This is a genomic window from Lysinibacillus sp. JNUCC 51, assembly GCF_015999525.1.
Taxonomy (GTDB): Bacteria; Bacillota; Bacilli; order Bacillales_A; family Planococcaceae; genus Lysinibacillus; species Lysinibacillus xylanilyticus.
In genome coordinates this window covers 1,763,812-1,786,207 of the sequence record NZ_CP065545.1, presented here as the reverse complement: position 1 = coordinate 1,786,207, position 22,396 = coordinate 1,763,812, and the positions used below count along the sequence as shown (strand labels likewise).

Annotated in this window: 17 protein-coding genes and 1 riboswitch; of the genes, 16 read left to right on the top strand and 1 reads right to left on the bottom strand. The window is 39.8% G+C overall.

What is annotated here, in order from left to right; all coding sequences use genetic code 11:
* Position 1 precedes the first annotated feature (1 nt).
* From JNUCC51_RS08755 to pyrG, 16 genes are all read left to right on the top strand, one after another.
* The gene (locus tag JNUCC51_RS08755) at positions 2-1,669 is read left to right on the top strand and encodes an acyl-CoA dehydrogenase family protein (protein WP_337991659.1); all 1,668 of its coding nucleotides are present in this window, start codon (positions 2-4) and stop codon (positions 1,667-1,669) included.
* An 85-nt stretch (positions 1,670-1,754) separates the two neighbouring features.
* Positions 1,755-1,937, top strand: a riboswitch (cobalamin riboswitch).
* A 250-nt stretch (positions 1,938-2,187) separates the two neighbouring features.
* Positions 2,188-3,153: an ABC transporter substrate-binding protein gene (locus JNUCC51_RS08750; protein WP_337991658.1), complete on the top strand. Its 966-nt coding sequence runs from the start codon at positions 2,188-2,190 to the stop codon at positions 3,151-3,153.
* Positions 3,150-4,151: a FecCD family ABC transporter permease gene (locus JNUCC51_RS08745; RefSeq protein WP_100544192.1), complete on the top strand. Its 1,002-nt coding sequence runs from the start codon at positions 3,150-3,152 to the stop codon at positions 4,149-4,151. The genes JNUCC51_RS08750 and JNUCC51_RS08745 overlap by 4 nt, the downstream gene beginning before the upstream one ends.
* Entirely contained in the window at positions 4,148-5,623 is a 1,476-nt protein-coding gene (locus JNUCC51_RS08740; protein ID WP_337991657.1) for an adenosylcobinamide amidohydrolase, read from the top strand. Before JNUCC51_RS08745 ends, JNUCC51_RS08740 begins: the two co-directional genes overlap by 4 nt.
* Positions 5,624-5,840: 217 nt before the next feature.
* Positions 5,841-6,404 carry a cob(I)yrinic acid a,c-diamide adenosyltransferase gene (locus tag JNUCC51_RS08735; RefSeq protein ID WP_337991656.1) on the top strand — a complete coding sequence of 188 codons (564 nt, stop codon included), beginning with the start codon at positions 5,841-5,843 and terminating at the stop codon, positions 6,402-6,404.
* Positions 6,405-7,214: 810 nt separating this feature from the next.
* The gene (locus tag JNUCC51_RS08730) at positions 7,215-9,437 is read left to right on the top strand and encodes a heterodisulfide reductase-related iron-sulfur binding cluster (protein WP_337991655.1); all 2,223 of its coding nucleotides are present in this window, start codon (positions 7,215-7,217) and stop codon (positions 9,435-9,437) included.
* Between the two features lie 324 nt (positions 9,438-9,761).
* Complete coding sequence (locus tag JNUCC51_RS08725; protein WP_337991654.1) at positions 9,762-10,967, top strand: acetyl-CoA C-acetyltransferase; 1,206 nt, start codon at positions 9,762-9,764, stop codon at positions 10,965-10,967.
* Positions 10,967-11,818 carry a 3-hydroxybutyryl-CoA dehydrogenase gene (locus tag JNUCC51_RS08720; RefSeq protein WP_337992207.1) on the top strand — a complete coding sequence of 284 codons (852 nt, stop codon included), beginning with the start codon at positions 10,967-10,969 and terminating at the stop codon, positions 11,816-11,818. The genes JNUCC51_RS08725 and JNUCC51_RS08720 overlap by 1 nt, the downstream gene beginning before the upstream one ends.
* Positions 11,819-11,887: 69 nt before the next feature.
* Positions 11,888-13,024 (top strand): acyl-CoA dehydrogenase, encoded by a 1,137-nt coding sequence (locus JNUCC51_RS08715; RefSeq protein WP_337991653.1) that lies wholly within the window; start codon positions 11,888-11,890, stop codon positions 13,022-13,024.
* Between the two features lie 148 nt (positions 13,025-13,172).
* Positions 13,173-14,309, top strand: a complete 1,137-nt coding sequence (locus tag JNUCC51_RS08710; protein WP_100546237.1) for an acyl-CoA dehydrogenase — start codon at positions 13,173-13,175, stop codon at positions 14,307-14,309.
* Between the two features lie 3 nt (positions 14,310-14,312).
* Positions 14,313-14,945, top strand: coding sequence for a TetR/AcrR family transcriptional regulator (locus JNUCC51_RS08705; protein ID WP_337991652.1), 633 nt, complete (start codon positions 14,313-14,315; stop codon positions 14,943-14,945).
* 27 nt (positions 14,946-14,972) lie between these two features.
* Positions 14,973-15,170 (top strand): hypothetical protein, encoded by a 198-nt coding sequence (locus tag JNUCC51_RS08700; protein ID WP_337991651.1) that lies wholly within the window; start codon positions 14,973-14,975, stop codon positions 15,168-15,170.
* Between the two features lie 136 nt (positions 15,171-15,306).
* Positions 15,307-18,555 carry a fused isobutyryl-CoA mutase/GTPase IcmF gene (icmF, locus tag JNUCC51_RS08695; protein ID WP_337991650.1) on the top strand — a complete coding sequence of 1,083 codons (3,249 nt, stop codon included), beginning with the start codon at positions 15,307-15,309 and terminating at the stop codon, positions 18,553-18,555.
* Between the two features lie 149 nt (positions 18,556-18,704).
* Entirely contained in the window at positions 18,705-18,866 is a 162-nt protein-coding gene (locus JNUCC51_RS08690; protein ID WP_337991649.1) for a hypothetical protein, read from the top strand.
* A 149-nt stretch (positions 18,867-19,015) separates the two neighbouring features.
* Positions 19,016-19,555, top strand: a complete 540-nt coding sequence (rpoE, locus tag JNUCC51_RS08685) for a DNA-directed RNA polymerase subunit delta (protein ID WP_337991648.1) — start codon at positions 19,016-19,018, stop codon at positions 19,553-19,555.
* Positions 19,556-20,102: 547 nt separating this feature from the next.
* Positions 20,103-21,695 carry a CTP synthase gene (pyrG, locus tag JNUCC51_RS08680; protein WP_337991647.1) on the top strand — a complete coding sequence of 531 codons (1,593 nt, stop codon included), beginning with the start codon at positions 20,103-20,105 and terminating at the stop codon, positions 21,693-21,695.
* Positions 21,696-21,832: 137 nt separating this feature from the next.
* Here pyrG and JNUCC51_RS08675 read toward each other — a convergent pair whose 3' ends face one another.
* A complete protein-coding gene (locus tag JNUCC51_RS08675) occupies positions 21,833-22,363 on the bottom strand; it encodes a DUF2529 family protein (protein ID WP_337991646.1) in 531 nt (176 codons plus the stop codon).
* Positions 22,364-22,396: the final 33 nt, after the last annotated feature.

Below are 22,396 nucleotides of genomic sequence, written 5' to 3'. Positions count from 1 at the left end.
CATGAAAGTTTTACAGCAGGAAGAAATGAAAACAAAAAACTTTTTTAAAGATAATGATACGCTTCATAAAGTTTTAGAAATGATGCTTGATAAAGAGTTTATGGAATATGCAACACGTGAGCTAACAGATTTCGGTGAGCTTTGTGCTGGAGATATTGATGTGAGAGCCAAACATACGGATAGAGAGGGGGAACCTCGATTACAAAGGTATAATGCCTATGGTGAAGAAGTGTCAGAGATTTGGGTCAACGATGGTTATAAAAAAACGATTGAAGAGACGTACAATACCGGCATTGTTGGTTATGTGCATAAGGATATTCCGCAATTAGGTAGAAAGGGCAATTATGTGTATAGCTTTGCTCAAGGCTATATACTTTCACATGCTGAGCCAGGTTTTTACTGTCCTGTTACTTTAACAATGGCAACTGCTTATTTACTTGATCATTATGCAAGTGATGAGGTGAAGGAGCGCTTTTTACCACATGTATGTGCAACAGGAGACACAGAGCTATATGAGGGAGCAACATTTTTAACGGAGCGACAAGGTGGCTCTGATGTTGGGGCGAATGTTGTAGAGGCAAGAAAGGACGGCAATCAGTATCGTTTATATGGGGAGAAATATTTTGCATCTAACGCAGGAATGTGTGGAGTAACCATGGTATTGGCACGAATGGAAGGAGCTCAGTCAGGTTCAAAGGGCTTAACATTGTTTGCAGTTCCATGGCGAAATGACGATGGCACTGTTAATAACCTGCGCATTCGTCGTTTAAAGGATAAACTTGGCGTTAGAGCAGTACCTTCTGGTGAGGTGGAATTTGATGGTGCGCTAGCATATGTTGTAGGTGACCCGAATAAAGGAATTTACTATATGTTAGAGGCGCTTAATTTATCAAGAATTTGCAATGCGGTTGCTTCTATTGGCATCATTCGCCGCGGCTATTTAGAGGCGAAGCATTATGTGACAAATCGACATGCCTTTGGTAAGCCTTTAACGCAATATCCTATGATTCAGGACACACTAGGGAAGTTCGCTGCAAAGCTTCATGTAGAAGTTGCCACGGTTTTTGATCTTATTCAGCTGTACGATAAAGTAACTAGTGGACAGGGGAATAAAGAAGACATCATTTTGAATCGCTTGTATATTGCTATCATGAAAAAAGAAACGGCAGAGCAAGCTGTACATTATGCTAGTGAAGCCATTGAATTACATGGCGGAAACGGCTATATTGAAGATTTTGTTACACCTCGATTATTACGAGATGCACAGGTACTTACTGTGTGGGAGGGAACTGCGAATATTTTAGCTTTAGAGCTTATTCGTTTAGTTGAAAAGTTCCATGTGCACGAAATGTTTGTTCGTGTCATGGGAGAACGTCTAGAAAAACTAGCTGACGATCCATTAGTTGAAATTGTAGTGGAGCAATTAGCAAAACTAGATTCAACTTTGCAAACATTTAGCCGTTTAAATGATGCAACGAAAACGTTTGAGGCAAAAAAAGTCGCAGAGAAAATGGCGCATTTATATGAAAGTGTGGTAGCAGTCGAATGGGCACAAAGATTCGGCGGCAAATATGAGAAACTAGCAGATATTTATTTAGAGGACACATGGGCATTGCGTGAAATGGGTGCACCAATGAAAACGGTGCAATATTTTTCAGATATAGTTTAACTTCTTTAAGTATGCCGGGCATAATTGATTGATTAGAAGTCGTCTCGAATGGAGGCGACTTCTTTAATTTTCATGTATAATACAATCAACTGAATATTATAAAGGTTCTTTACTTAAGTAAAGTGAAAAGGGAAATCGGTGTAATTCCGATGCGGTCCCGCCACTGTATGTGTGAGTTTTTTCAATCTGCGCCACTGAAAATTTCGGGAAGGCTTGAAAAAGCGTATGAAGCACAAGCCAGGAGACCTGCCTTTATAGAAAACACGTTATAGCCTACGAGGATAGGATGGTGGATTTTGTATATGTATTTTTGTGCAAATTTGACCCCCTCATTGTTTTATGATGAGGGGTATTTGTTTTGGAAGATGAATGTCGATAAATTTAAAAAAGTGGGCGATAAACTCACAATGTTAGTTGATAAACCCACGATATTAGAAGATAAAAATTAAAATGTATCGGTAAATCAGAAAAACAAGTCGTTAAAATCTATATGCACAAATAGACTAAGGAGGATTCACATGAAGAAAATTTGGAAAATAGGATTATCAGCATTTTTAGCTCTTGGCTTGCTGGCTGCATGTAATACTAAAGAGGCAACAAATGAAAAGCCGTCATCTTCTGAGCAACAAGAGACAACAAAAGTAGATCAAGCAACATTTCCAGTGACGATAACGGATGCTACTGGCAAGGATATTACGCTAGAGGCGCCTCCTGAAAAGATTGTCTCTCTCATTCCGAGTAATACAGAAATTTTATTTGGACTTGGCTTAAATAATGAAATAGTTGGTGTGACAGACAATGACGATTATCCAGCAGAGGCCACTAAAAAAAATAAGGTTGGCGGTATGGATTACAATGTTGAAAAAATTATTGCGTTATCGCCAGATATCGTTTTTGCACATGCATCGGGTATGGGGAATTCAAAAGGAGCAATTGAACAACTTGAGGCTGCAGGTGTAAAAGTATTTGTTGTAGCGGATGCAAAAAACTTTAATGAAACTTACACAACGATTGAACAGCTTGGTCAAGCAACAGGGAAACTAGAAGAAGCTAAAAAAATTGTTGCAAATATGAAGGCGAAAGTTAAAGAGATTGAAACGAAACTTGATGGTGTTGAGCCAAAGAAAGTCTTTGTAGAATCTTCTGATGAGCCACAAATTTATACAACTGGTAAAGGTACATTTATGAATGAAATGCTAGAAATGATTCATGCCGAAAATGTGGCAGCAGATGTTAATGACTGGTATCAAATTGATGCTGAACAAATTATCGCGAAAAATCCAGATGTCATTGTTGTGGCATATAATTATGTACCAGATATTTTAAAGAAAATTCCACAACGTGCAGGCTTTGAGACAATTACGGCAGTAAAAAATAAAGCCATAGTACAAGTAGATGAAAATATAACAAGTCGTCAAGGTCCTCGTTTAGCAGATGGTCTTGAGGAATTAGCGAAAGCCGTCTACCCTGAGGAGTTTAAATGAGTAAAACAATTGTAGCCTATGTAACAGCAATTACGCTTCTAATCATTAGCATCTGGTGTGGTGTAGCGATAGGCTCAGTTCATATTCCGCTAGAAGTATTGTGGAATAAGGCGGCTGATGAAACAGCTGCCAATATTTTATGGAAAATTCGATTACCCCGAGTCCTGCTAGCAGGGCTTGTAGGGGCGTCACTTGCAATTGCAGGGGCAGCTTTTCAAGGCTTATTAAAAAACCCTTTGGCTGATCCTTATACGTTAGGTGTTTCCTCTGGTGCATCAGTTGGCGCAGTCTTGACGATTTTTTTTAGTATATCTCTACCTGTAGTAGGCCATTTTACATTGCCGACCTTTAGTATGATAGGTGCCATATTAACGATGGTTGCTGTCATGGGCTTTGCTAGAATAGTAGACCGCTCGCTAAAAATGGAAACTCTTATTTTAACAGGGGTTATATTTAGTTCATTTTTAGGTTCCTTGATTTCATTAATGATTGCATTATCTGGTGAGGAGTTACGCCAAGTAATCGGATGGCTGCTAGGCTCAGTATCGATGCGTGGTTGGCCATACGTTCAGATGATTATCCCGTTTGTAATAATTGGCTCAATCATGCTTTGGACACAAAGACGCGAGTTAAATGTTCTGTTATATGGTGAAGAGCGCGCGAAGCATTTAGGTGTCAATGTTAAGCGCAGTAAATATATTATTTTAGTGGGTGGATCAATGTTGACAGGAGCAGCGGTAGCTGTTTCTGGAACGATTGGCTTTGTTGGTTTAGTTGTGCCGCATATGACGAGAATGGTTTGGGGTTCCGATCACCGTCATTTATTGCCATTATCGTTTTTAAATGGGGCAACTTTGCTGATTATTTGTGATTTAATAGCACGAACTATTATTGTGCCAAGAGAGCTACCGATTGGTGTTATTACTGCATTTATTGGGGCGCCCGTTTTTTCTTATATTTTTTATAAGCAACGTAGAAGCAAGGGGGTACGGGCATGATTGTTGTTGAACATCTTTCCGGCGGCTATGAAGACGTACCTATCGTCCAGGATATAAGTTTTTCCGTTGAAAAAGGCAAAATACTAGGGATCTTAGGGCCAAATGGTAGCGGAAAATCCACTCTGTTAAAAGTAATGAGTGGCATATTACCAGCAACTGCAGGCACTATATTAGTAGATGGTAAAAATATTAGCTCTTACAATGCTCGTGCATTAGCAAAAAAAATGGCGGTGCTACCACAATTACATGCTAATGCTTTTTCAAACAGTGTTCGGGAGGCAGTATCACTTGGACGTTATCCACATCAAACAGGCTTCTTTTCAAGCTGGACTGATCGTGATGAACAGGCAGTCCAACATGCTATGATGCAAACTGGTGTGAAACGCTATGAACACACACCGATGGAATTTTTGTCGGGCGGTGAACAGCAAAGAGTTTTTGTAGCCCAAGCTCTTGCACAAACAGCGGAAATATTACTGCTAGACGAACCGACGAACCATCTAGATATTGCCCATCAACGTCAGATTTTAGATATGGTGCGAAAGGAAGCAATTGAAAGTGGTTTGACCGTTATTATGGTACTACATGATATGAATTTAGCTTCCCTCTATTGTGATGAATTATTATTAATGGAGGAAGGGAGGATGCGGGCATTTGGGGCGCCGCATGAAGTATTAATCGCTTCGCAAATCGAAGACGTTTACCATGCCCGAGTTGCAACTTATGCACATCCAGAAATTCCAAAGCCTCAAATTACAATGATGCCAGCCTCAGTTGAACATCAGCAGCGTGCTGTCATTACAAAAGAAAATTTCACTGTTACAGATCGTTACATTAAGCTTCAATCAGAATTTCCTTTAAAAGCTGTGTCCTCAGCTGTCCATAATCCGGGTATCGGTTGGTATGATTGTCTGATAAATCGCTCTGTACCAATTGATTATGTTATTAGTGATGTAAAGAAAGAGGTCGCTGGATTTTTACTAAAAGAGCGTTTTTCATCTACAAGTACCGTGGTCATGTTAACAGCTGTCCCAACAAATCTTGTAGCTATTAATGAATTTAAAGCTTCATTTGGCAGCGTCCTTGTTGCTGTTACGGCCGGAGTTGGCAACGCCGTTGATGTGTCTCGTACACATGAAAGACAAGATGAACCACATATTGGTACTATAAATACGTGGGTTATTGTAAATGGTTGTTTATCAGAAGAAGCGTTTTTCCAAGCAATGATGACGGCTACTGAGGCGAAAACAAAGGCATTGCAATCGGAAAATATTCGTGATGAACTTAGTGGTACTATTGCGACAAGTACAGCTACAGATAGTTTATTAATTGCAGCGACACAAAAAGGGGAAGAAATGCTGTACGGAGGTCCCATTACAGATGTAGGTAAGATTATCGGTAAAGGTGTTTTTGAAACAACTGTACAGGCAATAAAAAATTATCTTCATTCAGCAGATAAACCTACTGTATGAAGGTAATGCCTCCGGCGGATGTCAGCCTCAAACCTTCGTATCCTGCGAAAAACTAACTGACCTTCATCGGTAAGAACGCCACATCCTGTGGCTTTACCGAAATCGTGTCGGTCCTCGTGCAGGACTGGACATAATTCAAAATCCGGACGCATTGTTTATCTGTAGCGAAAGCTGTGCCAAGGTGAAATTATTAAAATAATTTTAGGAGATGAGAGAAATGAAGCTTTACACAAAAACAGGCGATACGGGGAAAACAAGTCTTATCGGTGGACGCGTTGATAAAGATAGCTTACGCGTTGAAACATATGGGGCCATCGATGAATTAAATTCTTTTATTGGTAAGGCTGTCAGTGAACTAGATCGTGAGCTATTCAAGGATATTCTAATTGATTTAGAAACGATTCAGCATGAGCTTTTTGATGCGGGTGGAGACCTTGCTAACGTCATGAAGGAACGTCATTATAAGCTGGCAGAGCAGCCGATAGAAGTGTTGGAATCGCGTATTGATGCATTGTCAGATGAAGCACCACCGTTACAGCGTTTTATTTTACCAGGTGGTGCGCCGGCAGCTGCAACTTTACACATTGCTCGCACAGTAGCACGTCGAGCAGAGCGTCAAATGGTAACACTTATGAAGGAAATCGAAGACGTACCGAAAATTGTACAAAAGTATTTAAACCGTCTATCTGATTATTTATTTGCAGCAGCACGGGTTGTAAATCATCGATTGAATGTCGCGGATATCGAATATATTCGAAGCGGCAATGTTTTTAAAAAATAATTTGATCACCAAAAGTTGTGGATGACATTGAGCTGCGTGAGTGAAGCGGCTCATCGGATGCCCCGGGAAAGCGCTCAGCCGGAACGGAAATCAACTTCACGTTATTGTGGTGAATTAATTTTTTTGTAAATACTTTTAAGATTTATCGGAACAAAATCTTATTTTATCGGAACAATTTTAGCTTTTATCGGAATGTTTTCTCGTTTTATCGGAACAATTTTAGTTTTTATCGGAACAATTTCAGTTTTTATCAACTAAGAGCGACTTGGAGATCAGCGAATAGATGAACGAAGGCTAAAACCATCACGTCCAGTGATAACGCCTTCGTGACCAACATCGGTGCTGTTGTCGCTGCCGCTTCGCTTTCGCGCAGATAAACCCCTTTTGCTGTCGCTTTGTTGCACTACGCTTTCGCGCAGATAAACCCCTTTTGCTGTCGCTTCGTTGCACTACGCTTTCGCGCAGAATGAACCCCTATTGCTGACGCTTCGTTAGCACTACGCTTTCGCGCAAAAAACATCTGTTGGCCCGAGACCCTGTAGCGGAGCGGAATTCAACCACACGTTATGGTGAGAATTAGTATTATAAAGAAAGTAAAAAAGTAGTCACTTTGAAAAATTCAGGGTGGCTTTTTTTCTTGTAAAATGTAAGAATATAAAATTATCAGAAATATTTCCGTTTTATGTTGACTGAATGCTCACTCATTTATTAGAATAGGAATATAATGATAGAATGAAGTACATTTACGTATGAGCTAGAAAATTTATCACAAAGAGAGAAAATTACGACGAACTAAAGGGGGGACCAACCATGAGTCCATTAGTAATTGCAAACATTGTTCTAACAGTCGTGGTTGTGCTTTATGCAGTAGGATTGTTCTTCTATCTGTTAAAAACACGCTATAAGTTTGTGCAATTGGGGAAAAAGGTTGAGTTTGATGAAAGTCTTAAAGAACGAGTTGGTTATCTTATGGTCAATGTACTTGGCCAAAACAAGCTATTAAAGGATCCAAAGAGTGGTTTAATTCACGTCATGTTCTTCTATGGATTTTTGATGGTGCAGCTAGGTGCTATTGATTTAATTTGGAAGGGGTTAGTACCTGGATCTCATTTACCACTTGGCGTTTTCTACAGTGTGTTTACATTCTTCCAAGAGCTCGTAGTATTGATGATTTTAGTGGCTGTTGTGTGGGCGTTTTACCGACGCTATGTTGAAAAGCTAGTACGTCTAAAACGAGGCTGGAAAAATGGTCTTGTCTTAATTTTCATTGGCGGGTTAATGGTATCTACATTACTTGCAAATGGTATGGGAATAATTTGGCATGGGGAAGGACTAACTTATACAGAGCCAGTTGCTTCTGGCATTGCTGCTATTTTTAGCTTCTTACCAGCATCAGCAGCTGCTGTTGTTTTCTATGTAATGTGGTGGGCGCACTTATTAATTCTTTTGACATTCTTAGTGTATGTACCACAATCGAAGCACTTCCACTTGATTGTAAGCCCGATTAATGTGTACATGAACCGTTTAGATCGTACAGGTACATTAACTCCAATCGACTTTGAAGCATTAGAAAATGCTGAAGATGAAGAGGATATTCCGGCAATTGGTGTTGGACGTATTCAAGATTTTACACAAAAACAAATGTTAGATTTATATTCCTGTGTAGAGTGCGGACGCTGTACAAATATGTGTCCAGCATCAGGAACAGGGAAAATGCTATCACCAATGGATTTAATCGTGAAGCTTCGTGATCATTTAACATTTACAGGTGCTGTTGTAACAAAGCAAAAGCCTTGGGTTCCTTATCAATTCTTCGCTAATACAAAGGGGAATCAGTTAGCGATGGCAGCTGGCGCAGAGGGGGCAGTCATTGAAGATATCTACAACCCTTCTTTAATTGGCGATGTTATTACAGAATCAGAGATTTGGGCATGTACAACTTGTCGTAACTGTGAGGATCAATGTCCTGTTATGAATGAGCATGTCGATAAAATTATTGATTTACGTCGTTACTTAACGATGACTGAAGGAAAAGTAAATCCTGATGCACAACGCGCGATGACGAATATTGAGCGTCAAGGTAATCCTTGGGGCTTAAACCGTAAAGAAAAAGAAAATTGGCGTGACCTAGATCCAACAATTCATATTCCAACAGTGAAAGAGCTGAAAAAATCAGGCGAGGAAATGGAATATTTATTCTGGGTAGGTTCAATGGGTGCGTTTGATAACCGTTCGCAAAAAATTGCATTAGCTTTCTGTCGTTTATTAAACGAAGCAGGCGTGAAGTTTGCGATTTTAGGAAATAAAGAGAAAAACTCAGGGGACACTCCTCGTCGTTTAGGAAATGAGTTCTTATTCCAAGAGCTGGCAACAGCAAATATCGATGAATTTGAGAAAAACGACGTGAAGAAAATCGTTACGATTGACCCGCACGCATACAATATCTTTAAAAATGAATACCAAGATTTTGGCTGGAAGGGCGAGGTCTATCACCATACTGAACTATTGAATCAATTGATTGATGAAAATCGTCTAGCGTTAAATTACGAAGTTCATGAAACGATTGTTTTCCACGATTCTTGTTATTTAGGTCGTTATAACGATGTTTATGATGCACCACGCGAGATATTACGTGGCATCCCTGGTGTTAAGCTTGTGGAAATGGAGCGTAATCGTGAAACGGCAATGTGCTGTGGTGCAGGTGGCGGTTTAATGTGGATGGAAGAGCATGTCGGCAACCGTATTAACGTAGCACGAACAGAACAAGCCTTAGCGACTGATGCATCCGTTATCTCTTCTGGATGTCCTTACTGCTTAACAATGCTTGAGGATGGTACAAAGGCAAAAGAGGTTGAGGATTCAATCGGTACATTCGATGTTGCAGAACTATTAGAGCGTTCTGTATTTGGTGAAAAAGTGAAAGCTGTCGAGGAATCTGTTGAAGAAGCAGCAGATGTAATGGTTGAAGAAGTAGTTGCTTCTGTGGACAGTGTCGAACAAAACGAGAATGCAGAAACTAACGCAGAAAAATGATGTTTATTGCAGAAATATTTTAGTTATCTGAAAAATATAAATTGCACAATAAATAATTGTTTTGTAGAATAAGATTAAATGGAGATGGGAGTTGATCAAACTTCTTTCAGCGGGTATCCAAACACCCGCTGAAAGAAGTTAAAGCCTCCGGCGGATGTCATGGAATCGACTTTGTGCTTGCACAAAGTCGATTCCAGAAGCAATTATGCCGAGGCATAATTGATACTAACTCCCATTTTTCATCGCAAGAGGTCGAGCGAGCGTTCAGTCAACGCAGATGCTCTAATACTTCTTCTAGAACGTAAAACAAAAGGGGTGTTTTACTTGAATAGAGCTGTAATTTTAGCAGGAGCAAGAACTGCATTTGGTAAGTTTGGTGGTTCATTATCAGCATTAAGCGCAAGTGATTTAGGTGCAATCGCCATAAAAGGGGCACTTGAGAAAGCGAATATTTCGCCTGATGAAGTGAACGAAGTAATTTTAGGCTCCGTTTTACAAGGAGGACAGGGCCAAATTCCTTCAAGGCAGGCTGCGATCAAAGCAAATTTACCAATAGCAGTGAAAACAGAAACGATTAACAAGGTTTGTGCGTCAGGGATGCGTGCTGTAACACTAGCAGATCAACTAATTCGATTAGGGGACGAAGAAGTAATTATCGCTGGTGGTATGGAGTCCATGTCAAATGCACCGTATTATTTACAAAATGGTCGAACAGGGTTACGCATGGGCGACTCAACAATGGTGGATGGCATGCTATATGATGGCTTAACATGTGCTTTTAATAAGGCAAGGCCGCATATGGGAAGCTACGGTAATGTAACGGCTAAAGAATATTCGTTAAGCCGTGAGGAGCAGGATGCTTGGTCTGTTCGCAGTCATGAACGTGCACTTGCAGCAATTGAAAAAGGTTACTTTGCTGATGAAATCGTGCCTGTGGAAATTCCACAACGTAAGGGAGAACCGCTTCAAGTCAATACAGACGAGGCACCAAGAGCTGGTACATCAATGGAGGTACTTGCAAAACTCAAACCAGCCTTTGACAAGGATGGAACAATTACAGCAGGTAATGCACCTGGCGTTAATGATGGTGCATGTGCCCTAGTAGTAATGAGTGAGGAACGTGCAACTCGTGAAGGCAGAGAGCCACTTGCGGTTATTATCGGTCACGAAGAGATTGCTATTGAGCCAGAGAACTTCCCGCAAACACCAGGGCTTGTCATTAACAAATTACTGAAAAAGACGGGGAAATCATTAGCTGACATTGAATTAATTGAAATCAATGAAGCTTTTGCGGCAGTAGCTCTTGTCAGCAAGCAATTGGCGGATTTAGATGCTGAAAAGATCAATGTTAATGGTGGTGCAGTTGCGCTAGGTCATCCAATCGGAGCATCTGGAGCACGTATTATTTTAACGCTTGCTCATGAATTAAAGCGCCGAGGCGGTGGTATCGGAATTGCTGCTATCTGCTCAGGTGGAGGGCAAGGTGATGCAATTATGATTGAAGTACCGAAAACAGGGGGACACGAATGATGGGAATTCAAAAAGTAATGGTTATTGGCGCTGGGCAAATGGGCTCCGGCATTGCACAAGTTTGTGCACAAGCTGGTTTTGATGTCAAACTGAACGACATGAAGCAAGAATTTTTCGAACGCGGTTTAGGAGTAATTACGAAAAACCTGACACGTGATGTCGAAAAGGGTCGTAAAACTGAGGATGAGAAGGCGGCTATTCTAGGTCGTATTAGTATGTCACTAGATTTACAGGATGCTAGTGACGTAGATATTATCATCGAGGCAGCAGTGGAAAATATGGAAGTAAAGCAATCCATCTTTAAGCAAATTGATCAGATTGCACCGGCACATGCCATTTTAGCTACGAATACATCATCTTTACCAATTACGGAAATTGCAGCTGTAACAAATCGTCCAGAGCAAGTGATTGGTATGCACTTTATGAATCCGGTACCTGTTATGAAGCTAGTAGAAATTATTAGAGGGTTAGCAACAAGTGATGAAGTCTACAAAGCGGTTGAAGACATGACAGTAAAATTAGCGAAAACTCCAGTGGAAGTAAATGACTTCCCAGGCTTTATTTCGAATCGTATTTTATTACCGATGATTAATGAAGCGATCTACGCATTATATGAGGGTGTAGCATCGAAAGAAGCTATTGATGATGTGATGAAACTCGGAATGAATCATCCGATGGGGCCATTAACATTAGCAGATTTCATTGGTCTGGATACATGTCTATCCATCATGGAGATTTTACATGAGGGCTTAGGTGATAGTAAATATAGACCTTGTCCATTGCTTCGTAAATATGTGGCAGCTGGATGGCTAGGTAAAAAGTCTGGAAGAGGCTTTTACGTTTATGAATAATCCTATGGGGATGGGACGATTCAAACGAGGTGTAATGCAACGGGACAACATACAGGGGTGACATTATAGATGCATTTACAATTTACAGATGAACAAATAATGATGCGTGATATGGTTCGTAATTTCGCTCAGGATAAAATTGAACCATGGGTAGAACGTATGGAGGCAGGCGAGTTCCCTCGTGAGCTCCTTGCACAAATGGGAGAATTAGGTTTAATGGGGATTACGACGCCTGAGGAATTAGGCGGCTCAGCGATGGATTTTACATCGTACATAATTGCTATCAATGAACTATCGAAGGTTAGTGCAGTAATGGGGGTTATTTTATCTGTGCATACTTCGGTTGGAACAAATCCTATTATTTATTTCGGCAACGATGAACAGAAGAAACGTTATGTTCCAAAGCTTGCTGCAGGTGAATATTTAGGGGCATTTTGTTTAACAGAGCCTAGCGCGGGTTCTGATGCCGGCTCTTTACAATCCAAAGCTGTGCGAGATGGAGATGACTATATCATCAACGGCTCCAAGGTGTTTATTACAAACGGTGGAGAAGCAGATGTTTATATTGTCTTTGCTTCAACGAATCCTACTGATAAAACACGTGGTATTTCAGCATTTATTGTTGAAAAAGGAACGCCGGGCTTAATCATAGGTAAAGATGAACATAAAATGGGCTTACACGGCTCACGTACAGTTCAACTAACATTCGACAACTGTCGCATTCCGGCCACGAACCTTCTTGGGGAGGAAGGGGAAGGCTTTAAAATTGCAATGGCCAACTTAGATGTTGGACGTATTGGAATTGCAGCACAAGCTCTAGGTATTGCAGAAGCGGCACTAGAGGCAGCTACTGCATATGCAAAAGAACGTGTTCAATTTGGAAAGCCTATTGCAATGCAACAAGGTGTTGGCTTCAAACTTGCTGATATGGCGACTGCTGTAGAAGCAGCAAAATTATTAGTCTATCGGGCAGCGGATTTACGCACAAAAGGGTTACCGTGTGGAGCCGAGGCCTCGATGGCGAAACTTTTTGCCTCTCGAACGGCAGTGCAAACAGCGATAGACGCTATACAAATTTTTGGTGGCTATGGCTATACAAAAGACTATCCAGTAGAGCGTTATTTCCGAGATGCAAAAGTGACCGAAATATACGAAGGTACGAGTGAAATTCAAAAGCTAGTCATTAGTAAACATTTACTTAAATAAGGTCTGATGTTATGTTGCAATGTTGATTCTTCAAGGAAAAGCTTGGGTACTGATCAGTTTCCCGAAGCAATAACCCTGAAACATTTTCAAAAATTGAAATCAACAATCAAAGCACTAACAAAGTCTAACGAAAAAGGGGAAATGGACAATGAACTTTCAATTATCAGAAGAGCATGAACAATTACGCGAAATGATTCGTGATTTTGCTATTAATGAAGTAGCACCAACAGCAGCTGAACGTGACGAGAACGAAGAGTTTGACCGTGCAATTTTCGATAAAATGGCGGAGCTAGGCTTAACAGGTATTCCATGGCCAGAAGAATACGGCGGTGCAGGCTTTGATTATCTTGCATATGTCATTGCTGTAGAGGAATTATCACGTGTATGTGCATCAACAGGGGTTACTTTATCAGCACATACTTCACTTGCTGGTTGGCCGATTTATAAATTCGGTACGGAAGAACAAAAACAAAAATATCTTCGTCCAATGGCGGAAGGTAAACATATCGGTGCATATGGCTTAACAGAGCCAGGATCAGGCTCTGATGCTGGTGGCATGAAAACATATGCAAAACGTGATGGCGATGATTTTATTTTAAACGGCTCGAAGATTTTCATTACCAATGGTGGAGTAGCAGATACATATGTTGTATTTGCAGTCACAGATCCAGAAGCTAAACATGGCACAACTGCTTTTATCGTTGAAGCTGGCTTTGAAGGTTTCTCAGTAGGGAAGAAGGAGAAAAAACTAGGAATTCGTTCATCTCCAACAACTGAAATTATTTTTGATAACTGTCGCGTTCCGAAAGAAAACATGCTTGGAGCTGAGGGAGAAGGCTTCAAAATTGCGATGACAACACTTGATGGAGGACGTAATGGTATTGCCGCACAAGCTGTAGGGATTGCACAAGGGGCTTTGGATGCAGCAGTTGAATACGGTAAAGAGCGTGTACAGTTTGGTAAACCGATTACTGCCAACCAAGGTGTATCCTTTAAACTAGCGGATATGGCAACTCAAATTGAAGCATCTCGACTGCTTACATACCAAGCGGCTTGGTTGGAATCGAATGGTCTACCTTATGGTAAGGCATCTGCAATGGCAAAATTAATGGCTGGCGATACTGCGATGAATGTAACGACTGAGGCGGTTCAAGTCTTTGGTGGATATGGTTATACGAAGGATTATCCAGTTGAGCGCTTCATGCGTGATGCGAAAATTACACAAATCTACGAAGGTACACAAGAGATTCAACGACTTGTTATCTCTCGTATGTTGACAAAGTAACTTATGACAGAAAGAGATAAAAGACCCCAAGTACAGTCAACGGTAAAAGATGAAAATCTCATCGCCATTCGTCGAGAACAAATGATAGAGGGAGCCATTAAATTATTTAAAGAAAAAGGTTTTCATCGTGCTACCACGAGAGAAATCGCAAAAGCTGCAGGCTTTAGTATCGGAACATTATATGAATATATTCGTACTAAGGAAGACGTCCTTTACCTAGTATGTGATAGCATTTATCACCATGCGATGGAACGACTTTCAAGTTATGAGATTAAGGCAGGAACTATAGAAGAGTTAAAGGAAATGATTCGAGAGTATTTCTTGCAAATTGATAGTATGGTTGATGAGCTGACAATCATGTATCAGGAAACTAAATCATTATCCAAAGAAGCACAGCGTTATGTATTTAGTAAAGAGTTTGAAATGGTTGGTACTTTTGAGCGATTACTACAACGCTGTGTGCAATCGGGTGAAATAACGATGACGGATAAACAAATTCACTTGGCAGCAAATAACTTAGTCGTTTCTGGACAAAGCTGGGCATTCCGTAAATGGGCGCTCCATCGTCAGCACTCTATTGACGAATTTATTGAAATGCAAATAACATTGTTTATTTCAGGCATAAAGGGGTTCTAATAAGTTCCGTAAAGGGGTTGTCGGTAATTGCATAGAGCGACATTGCAATTATCGACTTTTTTTATGAATAATGGAGCTACTTCATTTAACTTCTTTCAGCAAGTATTTTATGTAGCGAAAGCGAGGCGGCAGCTACAGAAGTCTACCACCTCTATAAGTGGTGAGATGAATGCAGGTTTAAGTTACTTTTCAGAGGATGTACAAATATCCGCTGAAATAAGTTAAAAGCCTCCGGCGGATGTCACGGAATTCGGAAAGGAGTTCTTTGTGCAAGCACAAAGCCGATTCCGGACGCAATTATGCCGAGGCATAATTGATCACAAAGGTGTAATTGATTAAGGGGAGAAAGTGGGGATTTCATATGACAAAGGTAGAAGTATATCGTCCAAAAAATCACGTACGTTTTGTAACAGCATCGAGTCTTTTTGATGGACATGATGCTTCGGTTAACATTATGCGACGTATTTTACAATCAAGCGGTGTAGAGGTAATCCATTTAGGACATAACCGCTCCGTGGAAGAAGTCGTAAATGCTGCGATTCAAGAGGATGCTCAAGGCATTGCGGTATCTTCTTATCAAGGCGGGCATATGGAATACTTTAAATATATGTATGATTTGCTGCGTGAAAAAGGGGCACCACATATTAAAATTTATGGTGGTGGTGGCGGTGTTATTTTACCACGTGAAATTAAAGAGCTACATGCTTACGGAATTGCAGGGATTTTCTCGCCAGAGGATGGTCGTGTCTTAGGATTACAAGGGATGATTAATGAGAAAATTAAAGGGACTGATTTCCCAACAGCTACAGGTAACTATCAAGAAAAGCTTGATGCTCTAACGACAGAAACACCAGAAATATTAGCAAATTTAATAACTGCTGCTGAGTCGAATGATGATGAAGAAACGAAAAAGATGCTAGAAGAAGCCCGCAAACGCTCAAAAGTGACACCTGTATTAGGTATTACAGGAACGGGTGGTGCAGGTAAATCTTCCTTAACAGATGAATTAATTCGTCGTTTCTTAAAGGAGTTTCCGGATAAACGCGTAGCTATTCTTTCTGTCGATCCGACAAAGCAAAAAACAGGTGGCGCTTTACTTGGTGACCGTATTCGTATGAATGCGATTTTCAATAATCGAGTATATATGCGTAGTTTAGCAACACGTGGATCTCGTACAGAGCTTACTGCTTCAATTGGGGACGTGCTAGATGTAGTGCGTGTAGCGGGCTATGATTTAATCATTGTGGAAACAAGTGGTATTGGTCAAGGTGATGCGGAAATTACAAAATACACTGATTTATCCATGTACGTGATGACAAGTGAGTTTGGTGCTCCAACTCAACTTGAAAAAATTGATATGATTGATTTTGCGGATGTTATTGCTATTAATAAATTTGAACGAAAAGGCTCTGAAGATGCTCTACGTCAAGTACAAAAGCAATATCAACGTTCACGAGAACTTTGGGATGAATCACTTGATAATATGCCTGTGTACGGTACGATTGCCAGTCAGTTTAATGATAAAGGAACGAATGCTTTATTTGCTGCATTAGTAAATATCATTAATACGAAGACGGGAAGTACTTGGGAAACAGGCTATGAGCAATTTGCGAAAACTCAAAAACAAGATGTTATCATACCAAACGATCGCCGTTATTATTTACGAGAGCTAACAGATACTGTTCGTGGCTATCATAAAAAATCAGAGCAGCAGGTGGAATTTGCTCGACGTCTATTCCAATTAGAAGGAGCTATTGAAGCAGTTAAAGAAAAAGCTCCGAATGATGCACTTATCACATCTCTTACTTCTTTAGCGGAAGGTGTTAGAGATGAATTAACGGCTGAGTCTAAACGTATTTTAGATAATTGGCATGCTTTAAAAGAAGCGTATGCTGGAGATGAATTTGTCACGAAAGTTCGTGATAAGGAAATTCGAACAATTTTAAAGACAACAAGTCTTTCTGGTACCAAAATTCCTAAAGTTGCCTTGCCGAAATTCGTAGATTATGGTGAAATTTTACGCTGGGTTTATAAAGAAAATGTACCTGGTGAATTCCCGTATACAGCGGGAGTATTCCAATTTAAACGTGAAGGTGAAGATCCGAAGCGACAATTTGCTGGCGAGGGAACGCCTGAGCGTACGAATAAACGATTCCATTATTTATCGAAGGATGATGATGCAAAACGTTTATCAACAGCATTTGACTCTGTAACGTTATACGGTGAGGATCCAGATTACCGACCAGATATTTATGGGAAGGTTGGAGAATCGGGCGTATCTATTTGTACGCTAGAGGATATGAAAAAGCTTTATGCAGGCTTTGATTTATGTGCACCATCAACATCAGTATCGATGACAATTAACGGCCCAGCACCGGTTATTTTGGCGATGTTCATGAATACGGCTATTGATCAGCAAGTGAAACTACGTGAGGAAGAACTTGGCCGACCTTTGACAGTTGAAGAATTTACAGAGACACGAGAGAAAACATTACAGGTTGTACGTGGAACTGTGCAAGCAGATATTTTAAAAGAAGATCAAGGGCAAAATACATGTATCTTCTCAACAGAGTTTGCGTTACGAATGATGGGAGATATTCAGCAATACTTTATTGATCATAAAGTTCGTAATTATTACTCCGTATCTATTTCTGGTTACCATATTGCCGAAGCTGGTGCGAACCCAATATCTCAGTTGGCCTTTACATTAGCAAATGGCTTCACATATGTGGAATATTATTTAAGCCGTGGAATGAATATTGACGACTTTGCACCAAATCTATCATTCTTCTTCTCTAACGGACTAGATCCAGAGTACACAGTTATTGGACGTGTAGCCCGTCGTATTTGGGCAGTTGTAATGCGTGATAAGTACGGTGCCAATGAACGAGCACAAAAATTAAAATATCATATCCAAACATCTGGACGCAGTTTGCATGCACAGGAGATTGATTTTAATGATATCCGCACAACGTTACAGGCATTAATGGCATTACAGGATAACTGTAATTCATTGCATACAAATGCATATGACGAGGCAATTACAACGCCTACGGAAGAATCTGTACGTCGTGCAATGGCTATTCAAATGATTATTACGAAGGAACATGGCTTAGCGAAAAACGAAAATCCATTACAAGGGGCGTTTATCGTAGAAGAGTTAACTGACCTTGTAGAGGAAGCGGTACTAGAAGAGTTTGATCGTATCAATGATCGTGGTGGCGTGCTAGGTGCAATGGAAACACAATATCAACGTGGTAAGATTCAAGAGGAATCCATGTACTACGAGATGCTAAAGCATTCAGGTGAGCTACCAATCATTGGTGTGAACACATACTTAAATCCGAATCCACCTTCAGAAGATGAAATTGACAATATGGAGATTGCACGTGCATCAACGGAAGAAAAAGAGACGCAAATTCATAACTTACATGCCTTTTGGAAACAACATGAAGGGGAGAACGAAGCTGCCCTTGCTCGTTTACAACAAGTAGCTGTAAACAACGGTAATATTTTTGCGGAGCTTATGGAAACCGTAAAAGTCGCTAGCTTAGGGCAGATCACAAATGCTTTATATGAGGTTGGCGGACAATATCGTCGTAATATGTAACTTGTAAACATGTAAATTTGCTTGTTGTATAACATTTATTCTATTTTGTGCAAAATGTTTGTGAAGTTTTAAGTGTCTAGTCTTAGGATTAGGCACTTCTTTTTATTTCCGTTATAATAGAAATGTAAAAAAAGGGGAGGCGCAGTAGAATGATGAAATCGGCTATTAACTACATCATTGTTTTGGCTTTGGTGGTAGGAGTTATTTTCCTGTATGATAAGCAAATTGGCGCTGTCCCTTTACTATTATTATCTGTCTATTTGTTTTACTTAGGGATAAAAAAAATGCGTGATATAAAAAACAGTAATTGAAGCTAGCAAAGAGGATAAAACTTTGTATATAATGGGTATTATGCTTATGATATGGAAAGTTACTTTTGTGCGGCCTTTTTTTGCTGCGCTCCGAAAATAAAGCTATATATTTTAAAACGTCCATTGGATGAGGGAAAGGAAGTGCACGAATGAATTTTCGTGAAATGACAAAAGAACAATTAACGGAAGAGTCGTTAATTAACTTAGCTTATGCAATTTTAAATGAAAAACGTGCCTCAGTGTCTTTTAATGACTTATTAACAATTATTCAAGAGCTTGTAGGCTATAGTGATGAAGAAATGAAAGCTCGCCTACTACAATTTTACACAGATATAAATGTAGATGGCCGCTTCTTATTTAATCAGGAAACAGGCTGGGGCTTACGTGAATGGTATAAAGTTGAACAGATTGAGGAAGAAACAGCACCTTCTGTTAAAACTCATAAGAAAAAATCTAAAGCTGCCCTTGAGGATGAAGATGATTTAGATGAAGATTTAGAAGAAGAAGATATTGACTTCGATGAAGATTATGAAGAATTCGTTGAAGACGAAGATGATATAGATGAAGAAGATGAAGATAAAGAAGACATCGATTTTGATGAAGAAGATATCGAGGACATCGATGAAGAAATCGACGAGGACTTTATTGATGAGGATGAAGATGAATTTGAAGAAGAGGACGAAGTCTAACTTATTCCGGACGCAATTATGCCGAGGCATAGATGATAGTTACTCTTTGAAATTTTCTTACTTTTATCCTTGTAGTAAAAAATCTTGACTTCTATCACGGTTACGTTTAATCTTTTACTTGGGCTCCTTAATTAAAGGAGAAAGACCGTGTATGTAATACGCTCCCCCTGCAAACCTATGCAGGAGGAGCGTTTTTTTATTTTTTTTAACTATATTCAGTCAAGTTCTCCCATGTTTATAGCTACGGAATGAATATAAATGCTCTAAATTATTCATGATGTATAATAATCGGTGACTGAGTATATGTTAGGATGGATTTTTTAGGAAAGTAGAAAGTAGAAAGTAGAAAAGAGATAGAAACGATTACAGCTTCGAATCGACTACAATTTTGTAGGCATTCTCGGCTTTTCTTATTTTTAGGATAAGAAATATCAATTTTCATAGGCCGTAGAGACATTTGCACCAATGCTCAAGATTACTTAGCTTAGGACGTGAATGCACTTTTCTTACTAGTAATTTCTAGAACAATATAAGGAGGAATTTTTTCATGACGAAGTATATTTTTGTAACAGGTGGGGTTGTTTCATCACTTGGAAAAGGGATTGTAGCAGCATCTCTAGGTCGTTTATTAAAAAATCGTGGGTTAGAAGTAACGATTCAAAAATTTGACCCATATATCAATATTGACCCAGGTACAATGAGTCCTTATCAACATGGTGAGGTTTTCGTAACAGATGATGGCGCAGAAGCTGACTTAGACTTAGGTCACTACGAACGTTTCATTGATATTAACCTAGGAAAACATTCTACAGTAACATCAGGGCGTGTTTATCAGTCTGTATTACAAAAAGAACGCCGCGGTGATTATAACGGTGGAACAGTACAAGTAATTCCTCACATTACAAATGAAATCAAAGATCGTATTCAACGTGCTGGTCGCGAAACAAATGCTGACGTAGTAATTACAGAAGTAGGCGGAACAGTTGGGGATATTGAGTCATTGCCATTCCTTGAAGCAATTCGCCAAATGAAAACGAATTTAGGTCATAACAATGTGATGTATGTTCACTGTACGCTTATTCCTTATATTAAAGCTGCGGGTGAGCTGAAAACAAAACCAACTCAACATTCTGTAAAAGAATTACGTTCTTTAGGTATTCAACCAAATATTATCGTTGTACGTACAGAGCAAGAAGTGCCTCAGGATATGAAAGAGAAATTAGCTTTATTCTGTGATGTTCAGCCACACGAAATTATTGAATCTCGCGATGCAGAACATTTATATGAAGTACCTCTAAACCTTCATGCACAAGATATTGATGATATCGTACTTGACCATTTTGGCATTGAAGCACCAGAGGCAGATATGGAAGAATGGCGCGAGCTTGTAGCAAAAGTGAAGAGCCTATCAAATAAACGAAAAGTAGCATTAGTAGGTAAATATGTAGAACTACAAGATGCTTACATTTCTGTTGTAGAGGCATTAAAGCACGCAGGCTATGCATTTAATTCTGATATTGAGATTGACTGGATCAATGCAGAACATGTGGATGCTGATAATGTTGTTTCATTATTAAAAGGTGCTGACGCAATTTTAGTTCCAGGTGGCTTCGGTGATCGTGGAGTTGAAGGTAAAATTTTAGCGACGCAATACGCTCGTGAAAATAATGTACCATTCTTAGGTATTTGCCTAGGTATGCAACTTGCAACAGTGGAGTTTGCTCGTAACGTACTTGGTTTAAAAGGCGCGCATTCTACAGAACTTGATCCAAAAACGGAATACCCTATTATTGATTTCCTACCAGATCAAAACGACAGTGTAGACATCGGTGGTACATTACGTTTAGGTCTATATCCATGTAAGTTAAAAGAAGGCTCAAAAGCAAGCCAAGCCTATGGTAAAGAGCTTGTTTATGAGCGCCACCGCCATCGTTATGAATTTAACAATGAATATCGTGAAGCGATGGAAGCTGAAGGTCTTGTCTTCTCAGGTACAAGCCCTGACGGTAAATTAGTGGAAATTATCGAGTTACCAGAAAATAATTTCTTTGTAGCATGTCAATTCCACCCTGAATTAGTATCACGTCCAAACCGTCCACAGCCATTGTTCCGTGATTTCATCGGAGCAACATTCAAATAATGCAAAAAGAGTTGTCTCAAGTGTGAGACAACTCTTTTTTATCTTCATTCAGCAAATGTAATGACTATTGAATGGAGACAGCGGTTTTTTTCTTCTGCGCGACAGCTACAATGACACCGATGTGGAGTTGATAGAATCTACAACTCTTCGTCATCAAGGCCAAGCATTTCATCATACGCAATTTTTACTGCTTCATAGACAAAAAGGGCAGCAATAGCATGTGGCACGACTATGCGCTCGCCTAAATCGTTCGGTAATAAACCACCTCGTATGCGTGTTGAAATATACGTATACGCTAAATCTGCTAGTGGGTTTTCGGAATTAGCAACTTCGCTAGCAACTGCTGCAAATGGAATAAACTGATTATTTAATTGCTGTGCTAAGGCTAATGCATCCTCATCGTGTGCACTACGTGTGAAAATGCATACACGATCAGCTTCTGTGATAACTGTATCTTTTGTCCAAGGGACTACCTTAGTAAAACGTTCCGCAGCTTGACATGCATTTAATTCGACAACTTGCATTTCACCAAAGCATGCTAAATAGACATTGCCTTCACCAATACCCGCTTGTGCAAGTAATCGTGCTGTTTCTTCAATAGCTTCCTCTTCATTTTGTGTTATTCTTTGTAATAATCCACTCAATTGTGTTGTAAGTATTTTTGACATGATCCCACCTCAATCAATATTATAGGTTTGTAA